General features: G+C 49.9%; 24 protein-coding genes, 16 tRNA genes and 2 rRNA genes (1 of these 42 only partly in view). 3 read left to right on the top strand and 39 right to left on the bottom strand.

The annotated features are described in order from the left end of the window. Position 1: 1 nt before the first annotated feature. From ACZ5FK_RS14575 to ACZ5FK_RS14485, 19 genes are all read right to left on the bottom strand, one after another. On the bottom strand, positions 2-223 hold the full coding sequence (locus ACZ5FK_RS14575) for a hypothetical protein (protein WP_464805582.1): 222 nt from the start codon (positions 221-223) through the stop codon (positions 2-4). Beyond that, positions 223-618 (bottom strand): RusA family crossover junction endodeoxyribonuclease, encoded by a 396-nt coding sequence (locus ACZ5FK_RS14570; protein WP_464805581.1) that lies wholly within the window; start codon positions 616-618, stop codon positions 223-225. Before ACZ5FK_RS14570 ends, ACZ5FK_RS14575 begins: the two co-directional genes overlap by 1 nt. Next, positions 615-917: a MazG-like family protein gene (locus tag ACZ5FK_RS14565; RefSeq protein WP_464805580.1), complete on the bottom strand. Its 303-nt coding sequence runs from the start codon at positions 915-917 to the stop codon at positions 615-617. The genes ACZ5FK_RS14570 and ACZ5FK_RS14565 overlap by 4 nt, the downstream gene beginning before the upstream one ends. Before the next feature lie 387 nt (positions 918-1,304). Further along, a complete protein-coding gene (locus ACZ5FK_RS14560) occupies positions 1,305-3,530 on the bottom strand; it encodes an AAA family ATPase (RefSeq protein ID WP_464805579.1) in 2,226 nt (741 codons plus the stop codon). Positions 3,531-4,025: 495 nt separating this feature from the next. Continuing rightward, the gene (locus ACZ5FK_RS14555) at positions 4,026-4,160 is read right to left on the bottom strand and encodes a hypothetical protein (RefSeq protein ID WP_464805578.1); all 135 of its coding nucleotides are present in this window, start codon (positions 4,158-4,160) and stop codon (positions 4,026-4,028) included. Then, the gene (locus ACZ5FK_RS14550) at positions 4,157-4,318 is read right to left on the bottom strand and encodes a hypothetical protein (protein WP_464805577.1); all 162 of its coding nucleotides are present in this window, start codon (positions 4,316-4,318) and stop codon (positions 4,157-4,159) included. Before ACZ5FK_RS14550 ends, ACZ5FK_RS14555 begins: the two co-directional genes overlap by 4 nt. Beyond that, entirely contained in the window at positions 4,315-4,491 is a 177-nt protein-coding gene (locus tag ACZ5FK_RS14545; RefSeq protein WP_464805576.1) for a hypothetical protein, read from the bottom strand. Before ACZ5FK_RS14545 ends, ACZ5FK_RS14550 begins: the two co-directional genes overlap by 4 nt. Then, complete coding sequence (locus ACZ5FK_RS14540) at positions 4,491-4,784, bottom strand: hypothetical protein (RefSeq protein ID WP_464805575.1); 294 nt, start codon at positions 4,782-4,784, stop codon at positions 4,491-4,493. The genes ACZ5FK_RS14545 and ACZ5FK_RS14540 overlap by 1 nt, the downstream gene beginning before the upstream one ends. Further along, entirely contained in the window at positions 4,781-4,957 is a 177-nt protein-coding gene (locus ACZ5FK_RS14535; RefSeq protein ID WP_464805574.1) for a hypothetical protein, read from the bottom strand. The genes ACZ5FK_RS14540 and ACZ5FK_RS14535 overlap by 4 nt, the downstream gene beginning before the upstream one ends. Next, positions 4,954-6,540 (bottom strand): DEAD/DEAH box helicase, encoded by a 1,587-nt coding sequence (locus ACZ5FK_RS14530; protein ID WP_464805573.1) that lies wholly within the window; start codon positions 6,538-6,540, stop codon positions 4,954-4,956. Before ACZ5FK_RS14530 ends, ACZ5FK_RS14535 begins: the two co-directional genes overlap by 4 nt. A gap of 18 nt (positions 6,541-6,558) precedes the next feature. Beyond that, positions 6,559-7,158: a hypothetical protein gene (locus tag ACZ5FK_RS14525; protein WP_464805572.1), complete on the bottom strand. Its 600-nt coding sequence runs from the start codon at positions 7,156-7,158 to the stop codon at positions 6,559-6,561. Between the two features lie 22 nt (positions 7,159-7,180). Continuing rightward, complete coding sequence (locus ACZ5FK_RS14520) at positions 7,181-8,281, bottom strand: ATP-binding protein (protein ID WP_464805571.1); 1,101 nt, start codon at positions 8,279-8,281, stop codon at positions 7,181-7,183. Then, positions 8,281-9,579, bottom strand: coding sequence for an AAA family ATPase (locus ACZ5FK_RS14515; RefSeq protein ID WP_464805570.1), 1,299 nt, complete (start codon positions 9,577-9,579; stop codon positions 8,281-8,283). The genes ACZ5FK_RS14520 and ACZ5FK_RS14515 overlap by 1 nt, the downstream gene beginning before the upstream one ends. A gap of 20 nt (positions 9,580-9,599) precedes the next feature. Further along, the gene (locus ACZ5FK_RS14510) at positions 9,600-10,352 is read right to left on the bottom strand and encodes a hypothetical protein (protein WP_464805569.1); all 753 of its coding nucleotides are present in this window, start codon (positions 10,350-10,352) and stop codon (positions 9,600-9,602) included. 5 nt (positions 10,353-10,357) lie between these two features. Beyond that, positions 10,358-10,780 carry a hypothetical protein gene (locus ACZ5FK_RS14505; RefSeq protein WP_464805568.1) on the bottom strand — a complete coding sequence of 141 codons (423 nt, stop codon included), beginning with the start codon at positions 10,778-10,780 and terminating at the stop codon, positions 10,358-10,360. Positions 10,781-10,847: 67 nt separating this feature from the next. Further along, a complete protein-coding gene (locus ACZ5FK_RS14500; RefSeq protein ID WP_464805567.1) occupies positions 10,848-11,162 on the bottom strand; it encodes a hypothetical protein in 315 nt (104 codons plus the stop codon). Positions 11,163-11,494: 332 nt separating this feature from the next. Next, complete coding sequence (locus ACZ5FK_RS14495) at positions 11,495-11,830, bottom strand: hypothetical protein (RefSeq protein WP_464805566.1); 336 nt, start codon at positions 11,828-11,830, stop codon at positions 11,495-11,497. Further along, entirely contained in the window at positions 11,827-12,000 is a 174-nt protein-coding gene (locus tag ACZ5FK_RS14490; RefSeq protein ID WP_464805565.1) for a hypothetical protein, read from the bottom strand. Before ACZ5FK_RS14490 ends, ACZ5FK_RS14495 begins: the two co-directional genes overlap by 4 nt. Position 12,001: 1 nt before the next feature. Continuing rightward, a complete protein-coding gene (locus ACZ5FK_RS14485) occupies positions 12,002-12,328 on the bottom strand; it encodes a DUF771 domain-containing protein (protein WP_464805564.1) in 327 nt (108 codons plus the stop codon). A gap of 60 nt (positions 12,329-12,388) precedes the next feature. Between ACZ5FK_RS14485 and ACZ5FK_RS14480 the strand changes: the two genes are divergently transcribed. Continuing rightward, positions 12,389-12,739, top strand: coding sequence for a hypothetical protein (locus ACZ5FK_RS14480; protein ID WP_464805563.1), 351 nt, complete (start codon positions 12,389-12,391; stop codon positions 12,737-12,739). Between the two features lie 20 nt (positions 12,740-12,759). On the opposite strand, the gene ACZ5FK_RS14475 is transcribed toward ACZ5FK_RS14480, so the two are convergent. Then, positions 12,760-13,023 (bottom strand): GIY-YIG nuclease family protein, encoded by a 264-nt coding sequence (locus ACZ5FK_RS14475; protein WP_464805562.1) that lies wholly within the window; start codon positions 13,021-13,023, stop codon positions 12,760-12,762. Positions 13,024-13,112: 89 nt separating this feature from the next. Further along, entirely contained in the window at positions 13,113-13,361 is a 249-nt protein-coding gene (locus ACZ5FK_RS14470; protein ID WP_464805561.1) for a helix-turn-helix domain-containing protein, read from the bottom strand. A gap of 150 nt (positions 13,362-13,511) precedes the next feature. Between ACZ5FK_RS14470 and ACZ5FK_RS14465 the strand changes: the two genes are divergently transcribed. Together ACZ5FK_RS14465 and ACZ5FK_RS14460 are read left to right on the top strand one after the other, a co-directional pair. Continuing rightward, positions 13,512-14,159, top strand: coding sequence for a LexA family protein (locus ACZ5FK_RS14465; protein ID WP_464805560.1), 648 nt, complete (start codon positions 13,512-13,514; stop codon positions 14,157-14,159). Between the two features lie 78 nt (positions 14,160-14,237). Continuing rightward, the gene (locus ACZ5FK_RS14460; RefSeq protein ID WP_464805559.1) at positions 14,238-15,335 is read left to right on the top strand and encodes a site-specific integrase; all 1,098 of its coding nucleotides are present in this window, start codon (positions 14,238-14,240) and stop codon (positions 15,333-15,335) included. A gap of 148 nt (positions 15,336-15,483) precedes the next feature. Here ACZ5FK_RS14460 and ACZ5FK_RS14455 read toward each other — a convergent pair. The 18 genes from ACZ5FK_RS14455 to ACZ5FK_RS14370 form a co-directional block, all read right to left on the bottom strand. Then, positions 15,484-15,564, bottom strand: a tRNA-Leu gene (locus tag ACZ5FK_RS14455). A gap of 31 nt (positions 15,565-15,595) precedes the next feature. Beyond that, positions 15,596-15,669: transfer RNA gene (locus ACZ5FK_RS14450), tRNA-Cys, on the bottom strand. 8 nt (positions 15,670-15,677) lie between these two features. Continuing rightward, a tRNA-Gly gene (locus ACZ5FK_RS14445) sits at positions 15,678-15,752 on the bottom strand. Between the two features lie 3 nt (positions 15,753-15,755). Continuing rightward, a tRNA-Gln gene (locus tag ACZ5FK_RS14440) sits at positions 15,756-15,827 on the bottom strand. A gap of 1 nt (position 15,828) precedes the next feature. Next, a tRNA-His gene (locus ACZ5FK_RS14435) sits at positions 15,829-15,904 on the bottom strand. Positions 15,905-15,938: 34 nt separating this feature from the next. Continuing rightward, positions 15,939-16,014: transfer RNA gene (locus ACZ5FK_RS14430), tRNA-His, on the bottom strand. Between the two features lie 24 nt (positions 16,015-16,038). Next, a tRNA-Trp gene (locus ACZ5FK_RS14425) sits at positions 16,039-16,112 on the bottom strand. Positions 16,113-16,119: 7 nt separating this feature from the next. Then, positions 16,120-16,204: transfer RNA gene (locus tag ACZ5FK_RS14420), tRNA-Tyr, on the bottom strand. A 7-nt stretch (positions 16,205-16,211) separates the two neighbouring features. Next, positions 16,212-16,287, bottom strand: a tRNA-Thr gene (locus ACZ5FK_RS14415). Positions 16,288-16,298: 11 nt separating this feature from the next. Next, positions 16,299-16,374, bottom strand: a tRNA-Phe gene (locus ACZ5FK_RS14410). A 9-nt stretch (positions 16,375-16,383) separates the two neighbouring features. Next, a tRNA-Asp gene (locus ACZ5FK_RS14405) sits at positions 16,384-16,459 on the bottom strand. A gap of 3 nt (positions 16,460-16,462) precedes the next feature. Next, a tRNA-Met gene (locus tag ACZ5FK_RS14400) sits at positions 16,463-16,537 on the bottom strand. Between the two features lie 17 nt (positions 16,538-16,554). Then, a tRNA-Val gene (locus tag ACZ5FK_RS14395) sits at positions 16,555-16,630 on the bottom strand. 159 nt (positions 16,631-16,789) lie between these two features. Continuing rightward, positions 16,790-16,864, bottom strand: a tRNA-Glu gene (locus ACZ5FK_RS14390). A gap of 19 nt (positions 16,865-16,883) precedes the next feature. Then, positions 16,884-16,974: transfer RNA gene (locus tag ACZ5FK_RS14385), tRNA-Ser, on the bottom strand. 6 nt (positions 16,975-16,980) lie between these two features. After that, positions 16,981-17,055 (bottom strand) — tRNA-Asn (locus ACZ5FK_RS14380). A 45-nt stretch (positions 17,056-17,100) separates the two neighbouring features. Further along, positions 17,101-17,216, bottom strand: a 5S ribosomal RNA gene (rrf, locus tag ACZ5FK_RS14375). A 253-nt stretch (positions 17,217-17,469) separates the two neighbouring features. After that, positions 17,470-18,559, bottom strand: a 23S ribosomal RNA gene (locus ACZ5FK_RS14370) (it continues 1,845 nt past the right edge of the window).

Genomic DNA, 18,559 nt, shown 5'->3' with positions numbered 1-18,559 from the left:
TTTAGTTCTTCCTCGCTTGCCTGTATACGTCATCTAGCCACTGAAACAGGAACGACATCTGGCCATTGACCAAAGGATTATTACCGTACTTCTCGCAGATGTTGGCCGATGACTGTGTCACCCATTTCCAGAACTCATCGCTGTCCATTCCGTGCTTTGCGGCCAGCTCGTTGCACTGCTCTACCCAGCCGGCGATTTCCGCAAAGAAGGCCCGGTAGTCCATCAGATCGCCTCAATCCGGATCCAGATGCCCGGCATGTCGGCCCAGAACTTCTCGACAATCTCGGAAGCTACCAGGGCGTCATCTGTCCAGTAGCCTAGATCGGACATGCAATCCTTCAGCAGCTTCTGCAGATTGTCCGTGTCAGGCCGCGTGTGCTTGTACTGTCCGTTCTGCCTGTTGCCTGTCGTCGGAAAACACCACTTGACCATGAGCCTGACCGCTGACGTGTATTTCTGTTTCGGTACATGCCGCCCAAGATGGCCAGTCAATTTCGCTCTTGCGGCCTGCAGGTCAGCTGGCTCATAAAATACTGGCTTGCCATTGCGGACCGTCACTTGCTTTTGCTGATGCGTCGTGGTCGGTGGAATCATAGGCATGAAAAATTCTGTAATCATACAAGGTCCTCATCTTTGACGAAAACGCCGTTCACCATCTGCCCCGTCCTATCTTTGATCTCTGCGTATGCAGCAGAAGCACACTCATCCATCGTCGTATCGATTTGCAATGCCAAAATCGTGAGGACAACATACATATCCCCGATTGAGTCAATAACCTGCTCCGGTCTTCCTTTGGCGAACCCCTCGCATAGTTCTCCGAATTCCTCGCCCAACTTTAAAATTTGTTTTGACGGATCCGCGCTGTCTAATTTTCGGTCCGCGGCCCAGCGCTCAATTTTATTGGTAACTTCTAACAAGTAGACAACCTCCCATTTTCTTACTTTTCATTTTTGAGACAATTTCCTTTGTCCAAAGACAAGGGGTCAGGGTTACATGGGGGCATGCTTGACTGCCCCATGTACCTGTCACCCATTTGGACGGTTAGGGACAACGGACATTTACCTATACGTAGTATAGGGTTGTCCCTGTCCCTGTCCCTGTCTCATTTCACAAACTTTAGAAACGTTGATTTAAAGGGATTTTACAGGGACAATCAGTATAGTTTGTCCCTGTCCCTAACTGAGATTGTGAAATTCTACAGGGACAAGGACATTCTGTAGGTTTGTCCCTGTGTCCCTCATAGGGACAGACAGACAATCAGTGGAGTTTGTTCCTTGTCCCTGTGAAGGACGGACAGACAAAACTCACTGATTGTCCCTGTCCCTTGGAACGACTTCCCCTTCGATGACATCATAACCACCATGCTCTTTTATCCTTCTTCTTACAGTTTTCTCGCTGATCGCCATGTATTCAGCCAGGTCATCGGTCGTAATTTTCTCGTCTATACCGCATGCCCCGATAGCAATTTCGAGCGCGTTCTTCCGTTCTTGCTTTGCCTGCTCAGGTGTCTTTTTCTTCTTATCTACGTTCTTCTTCCAAGCAGGAGCATCCCCCTCCGGCTCGATGTCCTTCAGGCTGCCCACAGTGTCCACCGCATGAATCGGATAATCAAACCACATATTGACCGGTTCAAATTTCGGGTACTCCCGCAGCGTGCCCTCGACGCGCCAAGCCGAACGGATCCGCACCTTCTGGACTGCTGCATTGATTTCATCGAGTGCCTCATCCATGTAATGAGGAATGGCACGTTTCGCATGGTCATCCATTGCGGAAACGGTAAGCAGGTCATCCTGAGACACATGCTCATCCAGATAGTCATAGTTGTGCGTCTCGATGTACTTGCGATAGATGGCGCACATCGCCTTGCCTTCTTCCTGCTTCAGCAATGCTTCGGTCAACTCCAATTCCACGAGATCAATGAGTGCGTCCGGGTCACGAGCGAATACGCCGGATCCTGACGCCCGATCCATCGACTTCTTGCCGCCTTGTGAACCTTTCGAGTGATGGTGACAGTAGATGACGGATGAGCCGAGTTCGGTACATATCTTGTCAAATTGGTTAGTGAAGTGAGCCATCTGATCCGCGCTGTTCTCGTCACCGGTCAGTACCTTGTAGATCGGGTCGATGATGACAGCCGTATAATTCTTCTTGGCAGCCCTCCGTATCAGCTTCGGTGCCAACTTGTCCATCGGCACGACCTTCCCCCGCAAGTTCCAGATATCGATGTTTGCCAGATTGCTCGGTGGCAATCCTAACGCCTGGTACACATCCTTGAATCGATGGAGACAGGACGCACGATCGAGCTCGAGGTTGACATACAACACTTTCCCTTGCGCGCATTGCCAGCCTAGCCACTTCTGGGCTTCCGCTATGGCGATAGAAAGCTCGATCAGTGCGAATGACTTACCGGCCTTCGACGGTCCTGCAATCAGCATTTTATGGCCCTGTCGAAGCAATCCCTCTATTAAGGGAGGCGCGAGGTCGGGCATGTCGTTCCAGAAATCAGTCAGGCTTTCCGGATCCGGCAGATCATCATTGATGCCCTCAATCCATTCGTGCCACTCTTCCCATGTTGCTTTTCCGATGTTCGTGTCGATGAGGAATTGCTTCTTGCCGTTTCGCTCGACGCCCGGCATGCGGGACAAGCGGGACGGGTTCCGGTTCTGGTTATCTATGTTGAGTCCGTTCTTTTTGCAAATATCATACAGATAATCGACGCGTTTCCGGTACTCGTCATAGTTGGCCGCTTCCACTTTCACAATCGCGTGGATACTCTTCTTGCCCGAATAAACGAGCGCGGCAATCGGCAGCTCCAACTCGCGGACAATGGCGTTTTGCTTTTCAATCTCCATCGTGTCCGATTCGACGAGCGCGTACTTGTATTCGGTGACGTTTTCGTTTTTGACGCCCTGACCGTCGAGCGGATTGAAACGGATCCATGCGCCTGCTTCTGGATTGTAATCTCCGAGCACGGCTCCGATATCGCCATTTGATTCATTGAGAAGCTGGATCAATTCCCCGGCCGTCCGGTCAAAGTTGCCTTTCGTCGGGAGGAACTTTCCATCGTCGTTCTGCCAGGTGGACGTTACGTAGCCGACGTTTTCGGATGCCTCGAAGAGTGTCTCCAGGTACGTGGTCAGCTCCTTGACAGGATTCCAGAATGCCGGCTCCTGGATCTCTTTTCCCTCGATCCAGTTACGGTCGACGACAACATACTCGTCATTGCCGGTGATCTCATCGCCCCAATCGAGCTCCCTATCTTCGCGGGACCGAGGGAGCCAGCCGTTGTCTTTGGCCATCTGCGTGATTGTCGCGCCGGTGACGGGCGAGCCGCTGCCTTCGAAGCTGGTCCATTTCCGGAAGCATTCGCCCGGCTTGTACCGTGTATCCGCTGCGCTCCACTGGTCCCAGTCGCTCGCCGTATAGCCCTCGTATTTGAGCGCCATCCCCACATTTACCCATTCCTGATACGACAAGCCGGCCGGGTCAACGAATGACAGCAACTCTATGAGATCCAGTTTGTGTTCCACTGTTTTCACCTACTTCTTCAAAAGTTAGATTGCATATTGACATGTATCTCTATACAATTACTGCGTATGGAGAAACTGATTTTAATTCCTTTAGCGGCAGAACATAACTAACTCGAGCTCTAGTTTTGTTCGCTAGCAATTTATAGGAGTTGAATAATATATGGTTTTTGTTTTTACAGTTTTGTTGAGTTTTGTATCAGATATTCTAAAAGGGGTGGTGATCGGATTGATACTTCATTTATTGCTAGGTAATTCTGTTGAGTAATTCTGTCGTCGTGTAAATTTTTGTCCGTCCTCCAAACTTCTTTTCTACTGGCAATGAAAATGCGCATTCATTGCCAGCTCTTTTAGCTATATCGTCGTACTGCTGATTAGTTTGGCTTAAATTTTCTACACCTAAGGCATTGATACGTTCCCAAGTGTCCTCGATAGCACCAGTCGTGACCAATGATTTTACATAACCAATTCATTTGCGCCACCCTCACCGTTATCCGTCTACTGTTCATCCTCAACATGCCGATCAAACTCCCGCAGCAGCTCCGCATCCGTTAAGTTTGCGAAGAAGGATTCATTCCATCCCGTCCAGAGGGCAAGCATCGAAATGAACTGCTCCCGTTCTTCCGCGCTCACTGTGCCACTACCCTGGCTTTCGCTAACGTGGCAACAAGTGAACGGTAGTCCGATTTCTCGACCGGCATACCTTTCACAGTTTCATAGATGCCGAGCAAGTGTAGCTGCTGGATCACATACCAGCGTTTCTGTTCGGCGTTCACATCGACGTTTTTCATTTAGCGTCCTCCATTTCTGCAAGCCGATGACGGATCTCCGAGAAGGCGGTCCCGAGCTGCATGATCTTAGCCATATCCGGGATATTCGATTCAGCTGTCAATTCCCACTGTTCGAGACACCTTTCAAGGAATTCCTTTTCGGTTTCCTCACCGGTAAATTCTACGAATCCCATTACGATTCTCCTTTCAAGGCTTCGCGAGCATATGTTACCGCTGATACCAAATCTTGCTGGTACTCAAACCAAGTACGGTCATTCTCTACCTTCATCTCGGCAATCCGCTCCAACACTTCCCGCAGACGGGCTTCTTCCTGTTTCAGTTCTCCGACTAGGCGGAGGAGTTTCGGAACCCAGTCAGCAGCGTTCATTGGAATCTCAATATCCATATAATCGCTTTCACTCATAGCTGCGATATAATTGTCAAATGCTTCTTGTGCCTGTTGGGTTACGTCTCGTGTTATTATCATTCCGGTTTCCTCCTCAATTGAATTCCCCATACCATCATTGCCGCCATCGTAACGAAACTCGCCATAAAAATTTCAGCAGTTGAAAGTTGATAGCCAAAGAACAAAAACTCTGCAAGCGTCGCCAGCCAGTAACCGGCTGCAATCATAGCCATAATGTAAAGAACTCGCTTCATTGGCCTTCACCGCGATACTCTTTCGGATTGACACCCTGCGGAATCCGCCAGCCGTTCGCGGCGATCCGGTCAATCATCCTTTTTGCCGTATCGAATGACCATGTGCCGACATGCTCGAAGCCGCGCCCCTCGAGGAACCGGATTTGTTTCGGTGTGGTCAAGCCCTGATCGCGCCGGGCATCCAGACGGTCGAGCAGTTTGGACGCCTTCCCTGCATTGTCAATCTCGTCCGGCATGATGCCTAGCTTTTCAAGCGACTTGACCTGCTGTTCGCTCGGCGGCTCCGCTTCCCACCCGAAAGACGGAACGTATTTGGCCAAGTCCTCTGCCTGGATACTCATCTCAAATTGAAGAGGATCAACGAGCTTCCGTTTCCGTTTCTTCATCTCGGCAAGCTGTTTCGCAAGTGCTTCCTCGCGTTGTGCCACAACATCCTCCGTCGCCTGCTTCTCCACAAGTTCAAGATCGAGCGGAATGCCTGCTTCCTCAATCTGCTTGGTCATGGCCTGTGCGATATCGTCGCTGCCTGCAATCAGATGCGCTGGATGACAGAGCTCATGACGATCCGTATGCCAGAGGAAGTCGAGCAATAATAATTCAGTTTTACCAGGATGAAGCCGGGTACCGCGCCCGACCATCTGGGAATAAAGCGATCGTACTTTTGTCGGCCGCAAGACGACCACGCAATCGACTGATGGGCAGTCCCAACCTTCCGTGAGCAGCATTGAATTGCAGAGGACGTTGTACTTGTCGTTCTCAAAGTCCTCAAGCACTTCCGCCCGGTCTTTCGATTCGCCGTTGACTTCAGCTGCCCGGAAACCTTTCGCATTTAGGATTTCCGTGAAGCGCTGGCTCGTCGACACAAGAGGGAGGAACACGACAATCTTTCGCCCGCTCGCGTTCTTGACCATTTCATCCGCGATGGATTCCAAGTAAGGGTCTAGTGCATTGCCGAGATCGCCTACCTTGAAATCTCCTGCCTGCTGCCCGACACTAGTCAAATCCAACTCGAGAGGAATGGTCAGCGCCTTGATTGGGCTCAGATATCCGGATTTGATTGCTTTCGGCAGTGTATATTCATAGGCCAGGCTCTCGAAATAAGAGCCGAGATTTTTCATGTCGCCCCTGTCTGGCGTCGCCGTGACGCCGAGAACATTGGCATCTTCGAAGTAGTTGAGCACCCGCTGATAGCTGTCAGAAATGCAGTGATGCGCTTCGTCGATGATAATTGTGTCGAAGAAGTCCTTCTCGAATTGTTCCAGCCGTTTTTCTCGCATCATTGTCTGCACGCTGCCGACCACGACGCGGAACCAGCTTCCTAGCGAAGTTTCCTGTGCCTTTTCAGTCGCGCATTTCAGACCCGTTGATTTTTCAAGCTTGTCTGCTGCCTGTTCTAGCAATTCGCCGCGGTGTGCAAGGACCAGAACGCGCTCGCCTAGTTTCACGCGATCCTCGATCACCTTGGAGAATACGATGGTCTTGCCGCAACCGGTAGGAAGGACGAGGAGCGTCTTCTTGACGCCCTCTCTCCACTCCTGCTGTATGGATTCTCTCGCTGCCTCTTGATAGTCCCGTAGTTTCATTTTGACAATACTCCCCCTTTAGAATTGGCCCGGCGTGTACCCGCCTTGTCCGCCGGTTGGAAATGGCGACTGGTGTGTTGGCTGTTGTTGTTGTGTTTGCGCCGGTGCTGTGTATGGCTGTTGCACCGGCTGCTGATACTGCTGGGCAGGCTGTTGGTACTGCTGCTGTTGTGGTGGATGATATGATGGCTGCTGTGATTCACCTGGCTTCAGAAACTTTTTCACCTGGTTGTTGGTCCGCTCATCGCCATCCCGGCTTTTGTAAGTGTTCAATTCCAGTTCCAGCCTGCCAGTCGCCCCGACGACTCGGCCCCAGTCCATGCGAAGCGGTTCGCCTTCCCTCTTCTGGCCGATCCCGACAAAGAAATTGGATAGTAGACCCTCTGTCTTCGTATGAAGGAACAGGTTATGAAAAACCGTCACGTCACCGTGTTGCTGCGTGTGGATCGTCAGTTCCAGCTTTGCTTGGTTGCATGCCGGCATCTTGGCGCTTCCGGTAAAACGGGCGCGCTCCATCTTTGAAACAGTGAAATTGTATTCACCCGGATCCAGCAGTATAAAATCGCCACCGTCTTTGACTATCTCGTCATCCCATTGCAATTCTCTTTCTTGACTCATCATCTATTCACTCCCATTTTGTTTAATAAAAAGGCAATTCTTCGCGATACTGCTTCACCATGTCATGAACCTGCGGCCATGCCGAGACAAGCACCCCATCCACAAAGCTAGGATCATAGTTCACGATCGGCGTCTCCATCGGATAGTAGCCTTTCCGGCTGACCACGACCTGGATATCTTCCTCACCAACTCCGTGTTGTACCATCAAATCACGCAAGGACGCTGGAATGTTCGGGTCCAATGGCTTCGATTGTTCGAATGATGCGGTCGTCGTCTGTTGCGGCGCAGGTTCTGCCGGGGGAGCTGGTGCAGGTTGTGGATCAGGCTGCGGTTCTGGTGCCGGCTGTTGAATCGGTTCCTGAACTGACGGTGGAACGGGTTGCTGTATCGGCTGCTGTTGTGCAGGCACCGTCTCAAACACATGTGCAATGCTCGCATAGTCTAGCGGCAACTCGTCCGGCAGGCCTTGCCGGTTCTTCGCGTCCCATGCTGGGTGATGCGTCGTATAGATTACACGGCGGCCGCCTTGGGCTTTGTGTTTCTTGCCAGTCTCGTCTGTCGCGACAGAAAACGTTTTGTAATTGACGAAGAGCAGGAGATCCGCCCACTCCTTGACGAGAGGAGCCACTTTCTTCTCGAGCTTCAGCTGGTATCGATCGTAGTTGCCCATTTCGTCCGGCTGCTCAAATTTCACAATCTGACTATGCGCGACAAGGACGACATGCATGCCGATCTCTACCACATCCGACAACTTATTAAGGAACCGGCCGATGTCCTCAGCTAGATATACGTAGCCCTTTCCATAGCCAAAATCCTCGATTCCGTTCTTACTGTTTTTTGCACAGATAGCGCTAGAACATAACTTCTCCGCCCAGTCGATTGTGTCGATGATTAGCGTCTTGTATGTGCCAATCTGGTTCTTCGCCCAGTCGACTTGCTGCTCGAGCATCTGCCAGCTTGACGGTTTTGGCAATCGATCTACTGATAGTTCCGTAGTTGATCCTTCCACATCGAGAAAAATCGGCTTTGGGAACTGCGCGGCAAGGGACGTTTTCCCGACGCCTTCAGGGCCATAGATAACGACTTTTTTCGCTGTTTGCATTTTCCCGCTGATGACTTGCATCAGAACTCACCTGCTTTCCACGTTTTCGGCTGGGCCGGCTCCTGCGAGGAAACGAAGTCTTGTCCCGCCACATAACCATCTTCGATGATGATGCTGCACTCCTCGCCTGTGCTAACCCGAGTGGCTATGGCCTGCAACCCTTCCTGCTCAAGCCACGCCCCAAACTCCTGCAAAGTCTCCATATCCATCTGTTCTAATTTGTCTAGTAGGATAAAACCGCAAGTCGGTTTGAGTTTCCGCACGATAGCGGTGGATACGCGAAGCTGATCAGCGCCGCTCATGTTGTCCCATTTCTGGCCATTAAATACGAGCTCACCGTCAGCGACTGACAATCCTTCGAGCGGCAGGTTCGCGTTCTGCAGAAGCGCAGTCTTCTTCTTTCTGATTTCAGTTATTTCATTCGAAAGCTTGTCGTACTCGACCCGATATTCGCTCGCATCGCTCTCTGCCTTATCCTTGTCGAGATTCGCCCGCACCTTGCGGTTAATATCATCGATCTGCTGGATATTCTCCTCGAGCTCTGTCGTGGATTCGTCATGCAGATCAAGCGCAGACTTCTTTGCAGTCTCCAAGTCATTTGACGTCTGCAGGAGGGTATTCTCCGCAGCTGCCAGTTGCTGTTTCAGCCGCTCGACTTCCTGTTGTTGCTGGATATGCTTCTGCTCGATGAATGTCAGCTGCTCACGCTTTCGCTGATTCTCGCCATTGCGCGCAAGGATGGCTTGCTGCTGCTGGATGAGCTCCGATACGGAAATCGGCTCCTTTGGTACATCCGGAAAATAAGGCTGTTCCTTCGCGTATTTCTGTTTCTGATCAGCAATCTGACCTATGGCATGCCGCCGGTTGTACACTTCTTGCTCCTGCTTTTCGAGCTGCGCCAGGTCCGCACCGACGCCGATGATACGCAGAAGAATATCCGCCTTCTCCCGACTGGTCGAGTTCATGAATTTCGGCAGGTCGATAGCCAGTTCTTCGATAAAACTATTAAGGAGCTGCTGCCCCGCCTTATCTCCATTCGGATCAATGACTTTCAGTTCACTGTTCTTCCCCTTACGCTCAACCACAAGACCATTTGAAAGCGTGATGTTGAGGTAAGGAGGAATGACACTGCCTTCTCTGTTGGCTTGGCTCGGTCTGTATTTGTTGCCACCCAGTCCCCAGGCGATGGCATCCAGGACGCTAGTCTTCCCTTGATTATTGCGGCCGCCTACAATGGTCAAACCGTTCGTTGTCGGTTCGATTTTGACTGCCTTCACGCGCTTTACGTTTTCGATTTCCAACTTATTGATCTTGATCATTACAATCCCCCTCCCTTTAATTACGCGATAATGGTGATGCGCTTCGCCGCGATTTCCTCATCTAGTTCTCCAACCAAGTAATCACGTACATTAGCGATTGCCTTGTTCCGCCATGCACCGCCGTCAGCTTCAAAAATTGCGCCGCGCGGGCCGTCCTTCATTCGGAAGATGAAATCACTCGCAGGCTGTTCCACTTCCAGAAACGTCCGGTACGGGGCCAGTGTGACTGGATTCGGAACAACGACATCGTCGGTTGATGCAATGCCCGTCTTAATGGTCACGGCCTGTGCGATTCCGGTGTCGCCTGTCTCGCGGACGTTTTCTTCTTTTACGCTGCCTACGACTTTGAGAATGAGATCGCGGTCTTCCGTTTTCGTAAAGATGGATTGGAACGCGATGATCAGTTCCTCTGTTCCATGAAATGCCCCGTATTGGAAGTAAGGAACAATCGCTTTTGCAGTGACTAGCTCTTCGCGCTTGCCTGACGTGTAAAGGGTGCTTTTCAGAACGACAGTCTCCTCATCGATGACATGCAGATACAACTGATTGCCAACACGCTCCAAGTTGGACTTGATGTAGTCGACAAGGCCAGTCAACGTATTCAGCTGGATAGATTCGCAGGCCCGGTTATCGAGGGAATTAATTTCTATCGCGTCGCCGCGGTCATTGATGACCAGATTCCGCTCCATGCCGTCCTTATCCGTCAGTTCGATGACGCGGTCGACTGGATCGATTTTCATATTCAACAGGTATTGCAATGCTTCTTTGATCAAAGTGATTACCCTCTTCCTTTTTGTAAGTTAATTACTTTCCGTTCCTGTTCGCGCTCGATGACATCAATCGGTTCGCCGACATCTGTGCGGGTCGTGCCCTCATCATCGAAATAGGTTTGACCAGGTACAGTAGATTTCAGCTCGCGTGCTTCAACGGTTCCAGATGCAATATCTCGGCCAGTCAGGACGATAGTGGAAACGCCCTCGATGTTGGCGAGCTTCGTCGTGATGTCACTGTTTACTGCGACCGTCTGCCGGTTCTCATCCGGCTGGAACTCGAGCTTGATTGTGATGGATCGTTTGTCCTTCGCTTTCGTGTTCGTGTCATGGATATTGGCGAACACTTTCTTCAGTTCATGGTCTAGCTTCTCTTGGATTGCTCCCCCTGCGAGACCGGAAAGTGGTAGGTCAATTTGCTTTTTTGCCATACAAGTGGCTCCTTTCGTGATATGATGGTTCTGTTATAGGTTTATGAGTGGCCGCTTTGCCGAGCGGTCATTTTTGTTCCCAAGAAACGATGAATTGCTGAATGTGATACGGTACACCGAACAAAGTGCCTTGTTGCAAACCAACCTTTAGCTTTAGCTCACAGTCGTAACTTGCATCAGCGAAGGCCCTTTGAATTACTTTGCAAGCACGAATCTCTTCACGTTTGATATACTTCGTGAAGCCACTCAACCCCTGCAGTGCAGCCTCTTCCATATCGGAAAGAACCGATTTGAACAGCGGACCTTCCAGCACGCTTTTCTCGTACTCGACTGCCGACCGATCCGACAACTCCCGGACTTCTTCCGATTTCATAATCTCCATTGCTTATCTTCCTTTCTCGTGAAAATTCCATCGTGTTCCTAGTCTCCTAGGTAGACCGTACAACCTGCCGACCTCTTCCCGTTCCATGCCGTGCGCCATGCGACAATGAGCTTTGGTAATAAGGCTGCCTATGTGATTACATCCAGGAACAGGACACACTACCGAGTTTCCGTTCTTGCCAAACCAGTCTTCATCCTTCATCTGCGTCACCTCCTCTCAGAGAATACCTTTACGGACAAAGTGGTCGCGGAAGTCCTTGATAAACTTGGCGCGTCGGTAAGATTTCTGCCGAGCTTTCAACCAGCGTTTTCGACGAATCTTCCTACATTTTTTCATACCGGATCCGCCTGCAGCTGCCGGCTGATATACTCAAAATGCTCGGGCATGGTATCAGATAGATCAACCAGCTCGTCCACTTTGAGCATTGTAAAGAACGCCACGCCGCGGATATAGGCAGTCATGATGAAGTATTCGTTGTCGCTCATTAGCTTGGCTTCGTACTCAATGAACTCCGAAAAGAACAGGTCGTTTGACAGATGTGCTCTTATTCCGAATCCACGGTCAACTAAGTACGACAAGATTCCACTTTTACCGTCGCTGCCCATGGAATCGTACTTAATTGCTTCCAGACGATTGATTGTATCTGCCACTTCATTCAGGCTGATCACTTCCGCATCCTCCTCTCCCGCTCCGCCAGGAATATGATTTCATGTGTCGGCTGCTTCGAACTTTTCTGCTCAGGCTCCGCTTTCAGACGTTCCCAGTAGATTCCGAGGCCGAAACAAATGATTGCTGAAGTCGGTATGCCAGTTGCTGCGATTAGTCCCCATTCGGTCATATTAATTCCTCCCTCCGAAAATTAAATGAAAGTTTTTGTCTAGGAAAACGGCCATCTTTCCGGCTTGGAAGCTCCAATTCTCGCCACGCACCTTCGGGTAGTAAACGAAGCCGCCATTTTCGCAATCCAATTCTTTTTTGAACCGCTGCTTGTATAGCAGATTCTCCTTCAGCCATTGCTGGCCTTTGTTCGTCCGTTTTTCCAAGTCTTTCATGGACCAGTAAACGCCGGTCAGTTCTTGCTTCCGTAGATCCTCAAGTTCGATCTTGCTGATTAATACTTGATCAGTAGGTATCGGGATTGAGAGACTAACGTTCAGCTGCTGCATGGTAAGCCTCCTTTCTCTTACTCCCTTCTGATAGAATGTGAGTGAAGGGAGGTGATACGTATGATTGATAATTTTAAAATTAGCGAGTTGCTCGATTACTGTATTGACCTATTCGACAAAACAAGTTCCTTATATCAGAAGACAGTAAGCACTGAAAATCCTTCCCCGATTGTCGGTGTCTATCTATCTGAAATATTCACGATAAAAGAAGTCACGAACTTGTTTCTTTCGAATAACGAAGACATCCAACATTACGAAATCTCTTCATTGCTAAGCTTCTGGAATGATGTATACCGGGAACTCAAATCAGTGATTGAAATGGATGACCATAATACATCTTGGCTAGCTGAACGCTATGACAACTACAAGGGACAACACGAAATTGTAGTAGGCATGCTGCGTGATCTATAACTGCACACGCTCGCCACCTCTTAAAGGGGTGGCATCTTTTTGATTGCCGTTCTTTCGATAGCTTCCATAGTTGTTTTCAGCTTTTCAGAGAACTCCATATAGACCAGACGATCCAGCATGTTATCTAATCCGTTGTCGAGAGACTCAACTTTGCCGTGTTCCCATAATGCTGTATTCAAGTCTTTAAGTGTCTCAGCTTCCTTCATCACTGAAGCAAATAACATCTCAGCTTCAGCCTTCACACAGTCATTTATTGATTTCTTGATTGCATCACTTCTATCCACTTCCTCCACCTCCTTCCTCCATTACATCCGCCAGGTATTTCACGTCCATTCCCCAGCCACCCGTTGATGGGTGTTTCGCCTTTTTAACTTTAAACGGTAACATACATCAAATTTTTTTCGTCCTCATCGTAAACACCATCTTCTACAATGTGAGGACGAATATTCTCTTCGGGAATACCATAAACTGCCGCAGCTTTCTTGAGCACATGAGCTGGTATCACAGTACGGCCACGCTCGTAATTCCTCAGAACTTCAGCTGTTACGCCAATTCGCACTGCTGCCTGTTTTGTGTTCATTCTGGCATTTACTCTCGCTGCTTTAATTGAAATCTGTAACATTTCATCACCTCCTGTCGATTGCTGTAAACCGAGTATATTACCGTTTAAAGTTAAAGTCAACAAGAAAGAAGCAAAAAATATTTTTAAACGGTAAATATTCTATTGAATAATTACCCTAAAACGGTATAATGGAGTCAAGGGGGTGATGAAATGACCGGATCAGAAAAGTTAAAACAAATTATGGCTGATAATATTAGATTCTATCTAGACCGTGAAAGAAAAACGCAAAGAGACTTGTCGCGTGACTTGCAAGTTCCTGATATGACGGTATCAAATTGGGTTAATGCAAAAACGTATCCGCGTATTGATAAGATTCAATTGATGGCAGATTACTTTAAAGTTTCACGATCAGATTTGACTGAAGAAAAAAAGAAAGAGAAAATGCCTTCTAATATCATAGAAGTTGCGCCAGCCACAGTTCGAATTCCTATACTCGGAAAAATAGCCTGCGGAGATCCTATTTTAGCGGAAGAAAACATCAAAGGATATCGCTACGAGTCACCTGACATGCTGCCCTCAGGCACAACGTTTTATTTAGAAGCATGTGGTAACAGTATGGAGCCCACAATTCCAAATGGCGCTCTTGTAATGATAAGAGAGCAGCCAGAAGTAGAATACGGTGAAATAGCAGCAGTCCAACTCAATGGAGATGAAGAGGCAACTTTAAAAAGAGTAAGGAAGCAAGGGGATTTGATTATGTTAATGCCTGATAATCCAGAGCATAAACCATACATAATCACTGAAGACAGCCCAGCAAGAATTATTGGCAAGGCAGTACGAGTTACGCGAGAACTTTGATACTTAACGTTAAGCACCAAAGAGAAAAGAGCAGACTCATCCGTTTGCTCTTTTCTTATATAGAAAGGGGAATTTGTAATGGCATCATTTCAGAAGCGCGGTAAGACGTGGCAGTACACAGTGAGCAATAAAGGAAAGGCAATTCGAAAAGGAGGGTTTGCCACCAAGAAGGAAGCCCAGGTCGCTGCAGCAGAAGTGGAGATGAACCTGCAGCGCGGCATTACCATGAATATGAAGGACGTAGCTTTTGCGGAGTATTTCAGAAAGTGGATCGATCTATACAAGAAGAATATCACTGGGCAGACGATGTATCACTATCAGCGGTCCCTGCAGATCGTGGAAGAATACTTCGGGGATAGGCCATTACAGAATATTTCAAGGCATGATTACCAAGCCTTCATCAACGACTACGGCAGCACCCGAAGCAAAGAGACAGTGGACAAGCTGAACTACCATTGCAGGGCATGTGTACGCGATGCCGTAGAGGATATGATTATCCCCTTTGACTTCACCCGGAAAGTCAATTTGACGTACAGCGTGAAGGCGAAACGCTCTGACGAGAAGCACCTCAGCTATAATGAAAGCAAGGCACTGTTCCAGGAGCTGACGAACCGCCTGAACACCGGCTTGGGCTATTACTTACTACTACTCGGCCTATCGACCGGAATGCGGTTTGGCGAGCTTGTGGGGCTTACCAGAAAGGACTTCAATTTCGAAGACAGCACTATCAACATCGACAAGACTTGGGGCTATTTGAATACGTCTCCGGAAGGCTTCGGACCGACGAAGAACGAGGAATCGATTCGCGTGATCAAGGTGAACCAGTTTACCATGAACCAATTCAAAAGGCTGTTCCTGAAGATGCCGACCAATCTACACCAACTCGTCTTCTTCAGTGCTTCGTCAAAATACAAAGTGATCACCAATGCGAACGCGAACAAGCTGCTCGGGAAAGTGCTGACGGATCTCGGTATCAAGAAAGTGAATTTGCATGGACTGCGGCATACGCATGCCAGCGTACTGCTTTATCAAAAAGTATCCATGAACTATGTCAGCGAACGGCTCGGCCATAAAGACGTGGAGACGACTTGGAAAACCTACTCACACATCCTCGATGAAATGCGCGAGCAGGATGAACAGGAAACAGTCGCAATCTTCGAAGGCATGGCTGTGTAATCGTGTGTAAAATATGTGTAAAAACTTTTCACAAGCTATGCTTTTCAACAACATTCTTAAAAACAAAAGAAAACCCCGCAAACGTTGATTTAACAACATTTACAGGGTTTTCATCAGCCTTTAAAGTCATCTAAAAATGACTAGGGGATACCCGAGGCCGGACTTGAACCGGCACGCCTCGCGGCACCGCATTTTGAGTGCGGCGTGTCTGCCATTCCACCACTCGGGCATATCTTGTAACCTGCAGCGTCATAAAACAATGGAGGCGGCAACCGGAATCGAACCGGTGGTAAGGGTGTTGCAGACCCGTGCCTTACCGCTTGGCTATGCCGCCGTACTAAGTGGAGCGGAAGACGGGATTCGAACCCGCGACCCCGACCTTGGCAAGGTCGTATTCTACCACTGAACTACTTCCGCATACTGGGGTAGCTGGATTCGAACCAACGAATGACGGAGTCAAAGTCCGTTGCCTTACCGCTTGGCTATACCCCAATGGGGCGGACGAGGGGAATCGAACCCCCGAATGTCGGAACCACAATCCGATGCGTTAACCACTTCGCCACGACCGCCACAGTATTAGTTTTTTTGTATACATCGCATGAATGGGGCGGACGAGGGGAATCGAACCCCCGAATGTCGGAACCACAATCCGATGCGTTAACCACTTCGCCACGACCGCCGTAATATGAAAGTGAAACAGTAATGGCAGGGGCAGTAGGAATCGAACCCACACCAAAGGTTTTGGAGACCTCTATTCTACCGTTAAACTATGCCCCTATGTAAATGGTGGTGGGGGACGGATTCGAACCGCCGAACCCGGAGGGAGCGGATTTACAGTCCGCCGCGTTTAGCCACTTCGCTACCCCACCATGAGGATGGTGCCGGCGAAAGGACTTGAACCCTCAACCTACTGATTACAAGTCAGTTGCTCTACCAATTGAGCTACACCGGCATAATAATATATGGTGGCTCAGGACGGAATCGAACCGCCGACACAAGGATTTTCAGTCCTTTGCTCTACCGACTGAGCTACTGAGCCACTATAAAATGGCGGTCCCGACCGGGATCGAACCGGCGATCTCCTGCGTGACAGGCAGGCATGTTAACCGCTACACCACGGGACCTTTTGGTTGCGGGGGCAGGATTTGAACCTGCGACCTTCGGGTTATGAGCCCGACGAGCTACCACTGCTCCACCCCGCGATAATATTAGTTAAATATGGTGGAGGATGACGGGTTCGAACCGCCGACCCCCTGCTTGTAAGGCAGGTGCTCTCCCAGCTGAGCTAATCCTCCGTGTTATAATTGCGATAAGCTTCGCATTACCGCGTCAGCTTCGGTCGATCAGTCAGTCACGTACTGTTGTACGCTCCCTCCTTCTCTCACTCGCTTCCTTGTTCTGCTCGCTTCTCCCAATTCTAACGGGAGTAGCAATGAGTTTTCACTTAAATGGAATGGTGACCCCTACGGGATTCGAACCCGTGTTACCGCCGTGAAAGGGCGGTGTCTTAACCGCTTGACCAAGGGGCCATATATGTTTGAATAAATCTGGCGGAGAGCAAGGGATTTGAACCCTTGATACGCGGTTAGCGTATACACGATTTCCAATCGTGCTCCTTCGGCCACTCGGACAGCTCTCCATATAATGGCTCCGCAGGTAGGACTCGAACCTACGACCGATCGGTTAACAGCCGATTGCTCTACCACTGAGCTACTGCGGAATAATGTTTGGCAACCCTTCAAGACTGCCGGTGAGTGATCTCACAGCCCAGCGATGTCCTACTCTCACAGGGGGAAGCCCCCTACTACCATCGGCGCTGAAGAGCTTAACTTCCGTGTTCGGTATGGGAACGGGTGTGACCTCTTCGCCATCATCACTGGACTATTTTCACAAGACAAGATTTATTATATCAAATCATCGCTTGTTTTGCAAGCTCTTTTTTAAAATAAATCTTTTCTTGTTCACCCAAAACCGGATAGAAGTGACATTGGAAAGCGTAATCAACGTACATTTGTAACTGTCCAGCCTCAGCGGCCAGTCGCTCGGGTCACAAGCCGTCTCGGCTGTGCGGCAGAAAGCGCCGCTTCGCCAATCCGTCTTGTGCCTGTCGCGCCTAGGCGGCCGCTTCGGCATTTTGGTTAAGTCCTCGATCGATTAGTATCCGTCAGCTGCACGTGTCGCCACGCTTCCACCCCGGACCTATCCACCTCATCATCTTTGAGGGATCTTACTTACAGAAGTAAAGGGAAATCTCATCTCGAGGGGGGCTTCATGCTTAGATGCTTTCAGCATTTATCCCGTCCACACATAGCTACCCAGCGATGCCCTTGGCAGAACAACTGGTACACCAGCGGTGTGTCCATCCCGGTCCTCTCGTACTAAGGACAGCTCCTCTCAAATTTCCTGCGCCCGCGACGGATAGGGACCGAACTGTCTCACGACGTTCTGAACCCAGCTCGCGTACCGCTTTAATGGGCGAACAGCCCAACCCTTGGGACCGACTACAGCCCCAGGATGCGATGAGCCGACATCGAGGTGCCAAACCTCCCCGTCGATGTGGACTCTTGGGGGAGATAAGCCTGTTATCCCCGGGGTAGCTTTTATCCGTTGAGCGATGGCCCTTCCATGCGGAACCACCGGATCACTAAGCCCGTCTTTCGACCCTGCTCGACTTGTAGGTCTCGCAGTCAAGCTCCCTTATGCCTTTGCACTCTGCGAATGATGTCCAACCATTCTGAGGGAACCTTTGGGCGCCTCCGTTACTCTTTAGGAGGCGACCGCCCCAGTCAAACTGCCCGCCTGACACTGTCTCCTGCCCGGATCACGGGCAAGGGTTAGAAGTCCAATACAGCCAGGGTAGTATCCCACGGGTGCCTCCACCGAAGCTGGCGCTCCGGCATCTTAGGCTCCTACCTATCCTGTACAGGCTGCACCGGAATTCAATATCAGGCTGCAGTAAAGCTCCACGGGGTCTTTCCGTCCTGTCGCGGGTAATGCGCATCTTCACGCATATTATAATTTCACCGAGTCTCTCGTTGAGACAGTGCCCAGATCGTTACGCCTTTCGTGCGGGTCGGAACTTACCCGACAAGGAATTTCGCTACCTTAGGACCGTTATAGTTACGGCCGCCGTTTACTGGGGCTTCAATTCGGAGCTTCGCTTGCGCTGACCCCTCCTCTTAACCTTCCAGCACCGGGCAGGCGTCAGCCCCTATACGTCACCT

It is taken from the genome of Sporosarcina sp. GTC18466 (genome assembly GCF_055389225.1).
This window is presented reverse-complemented; position numbering and strand designations above follow the sequence as displayed.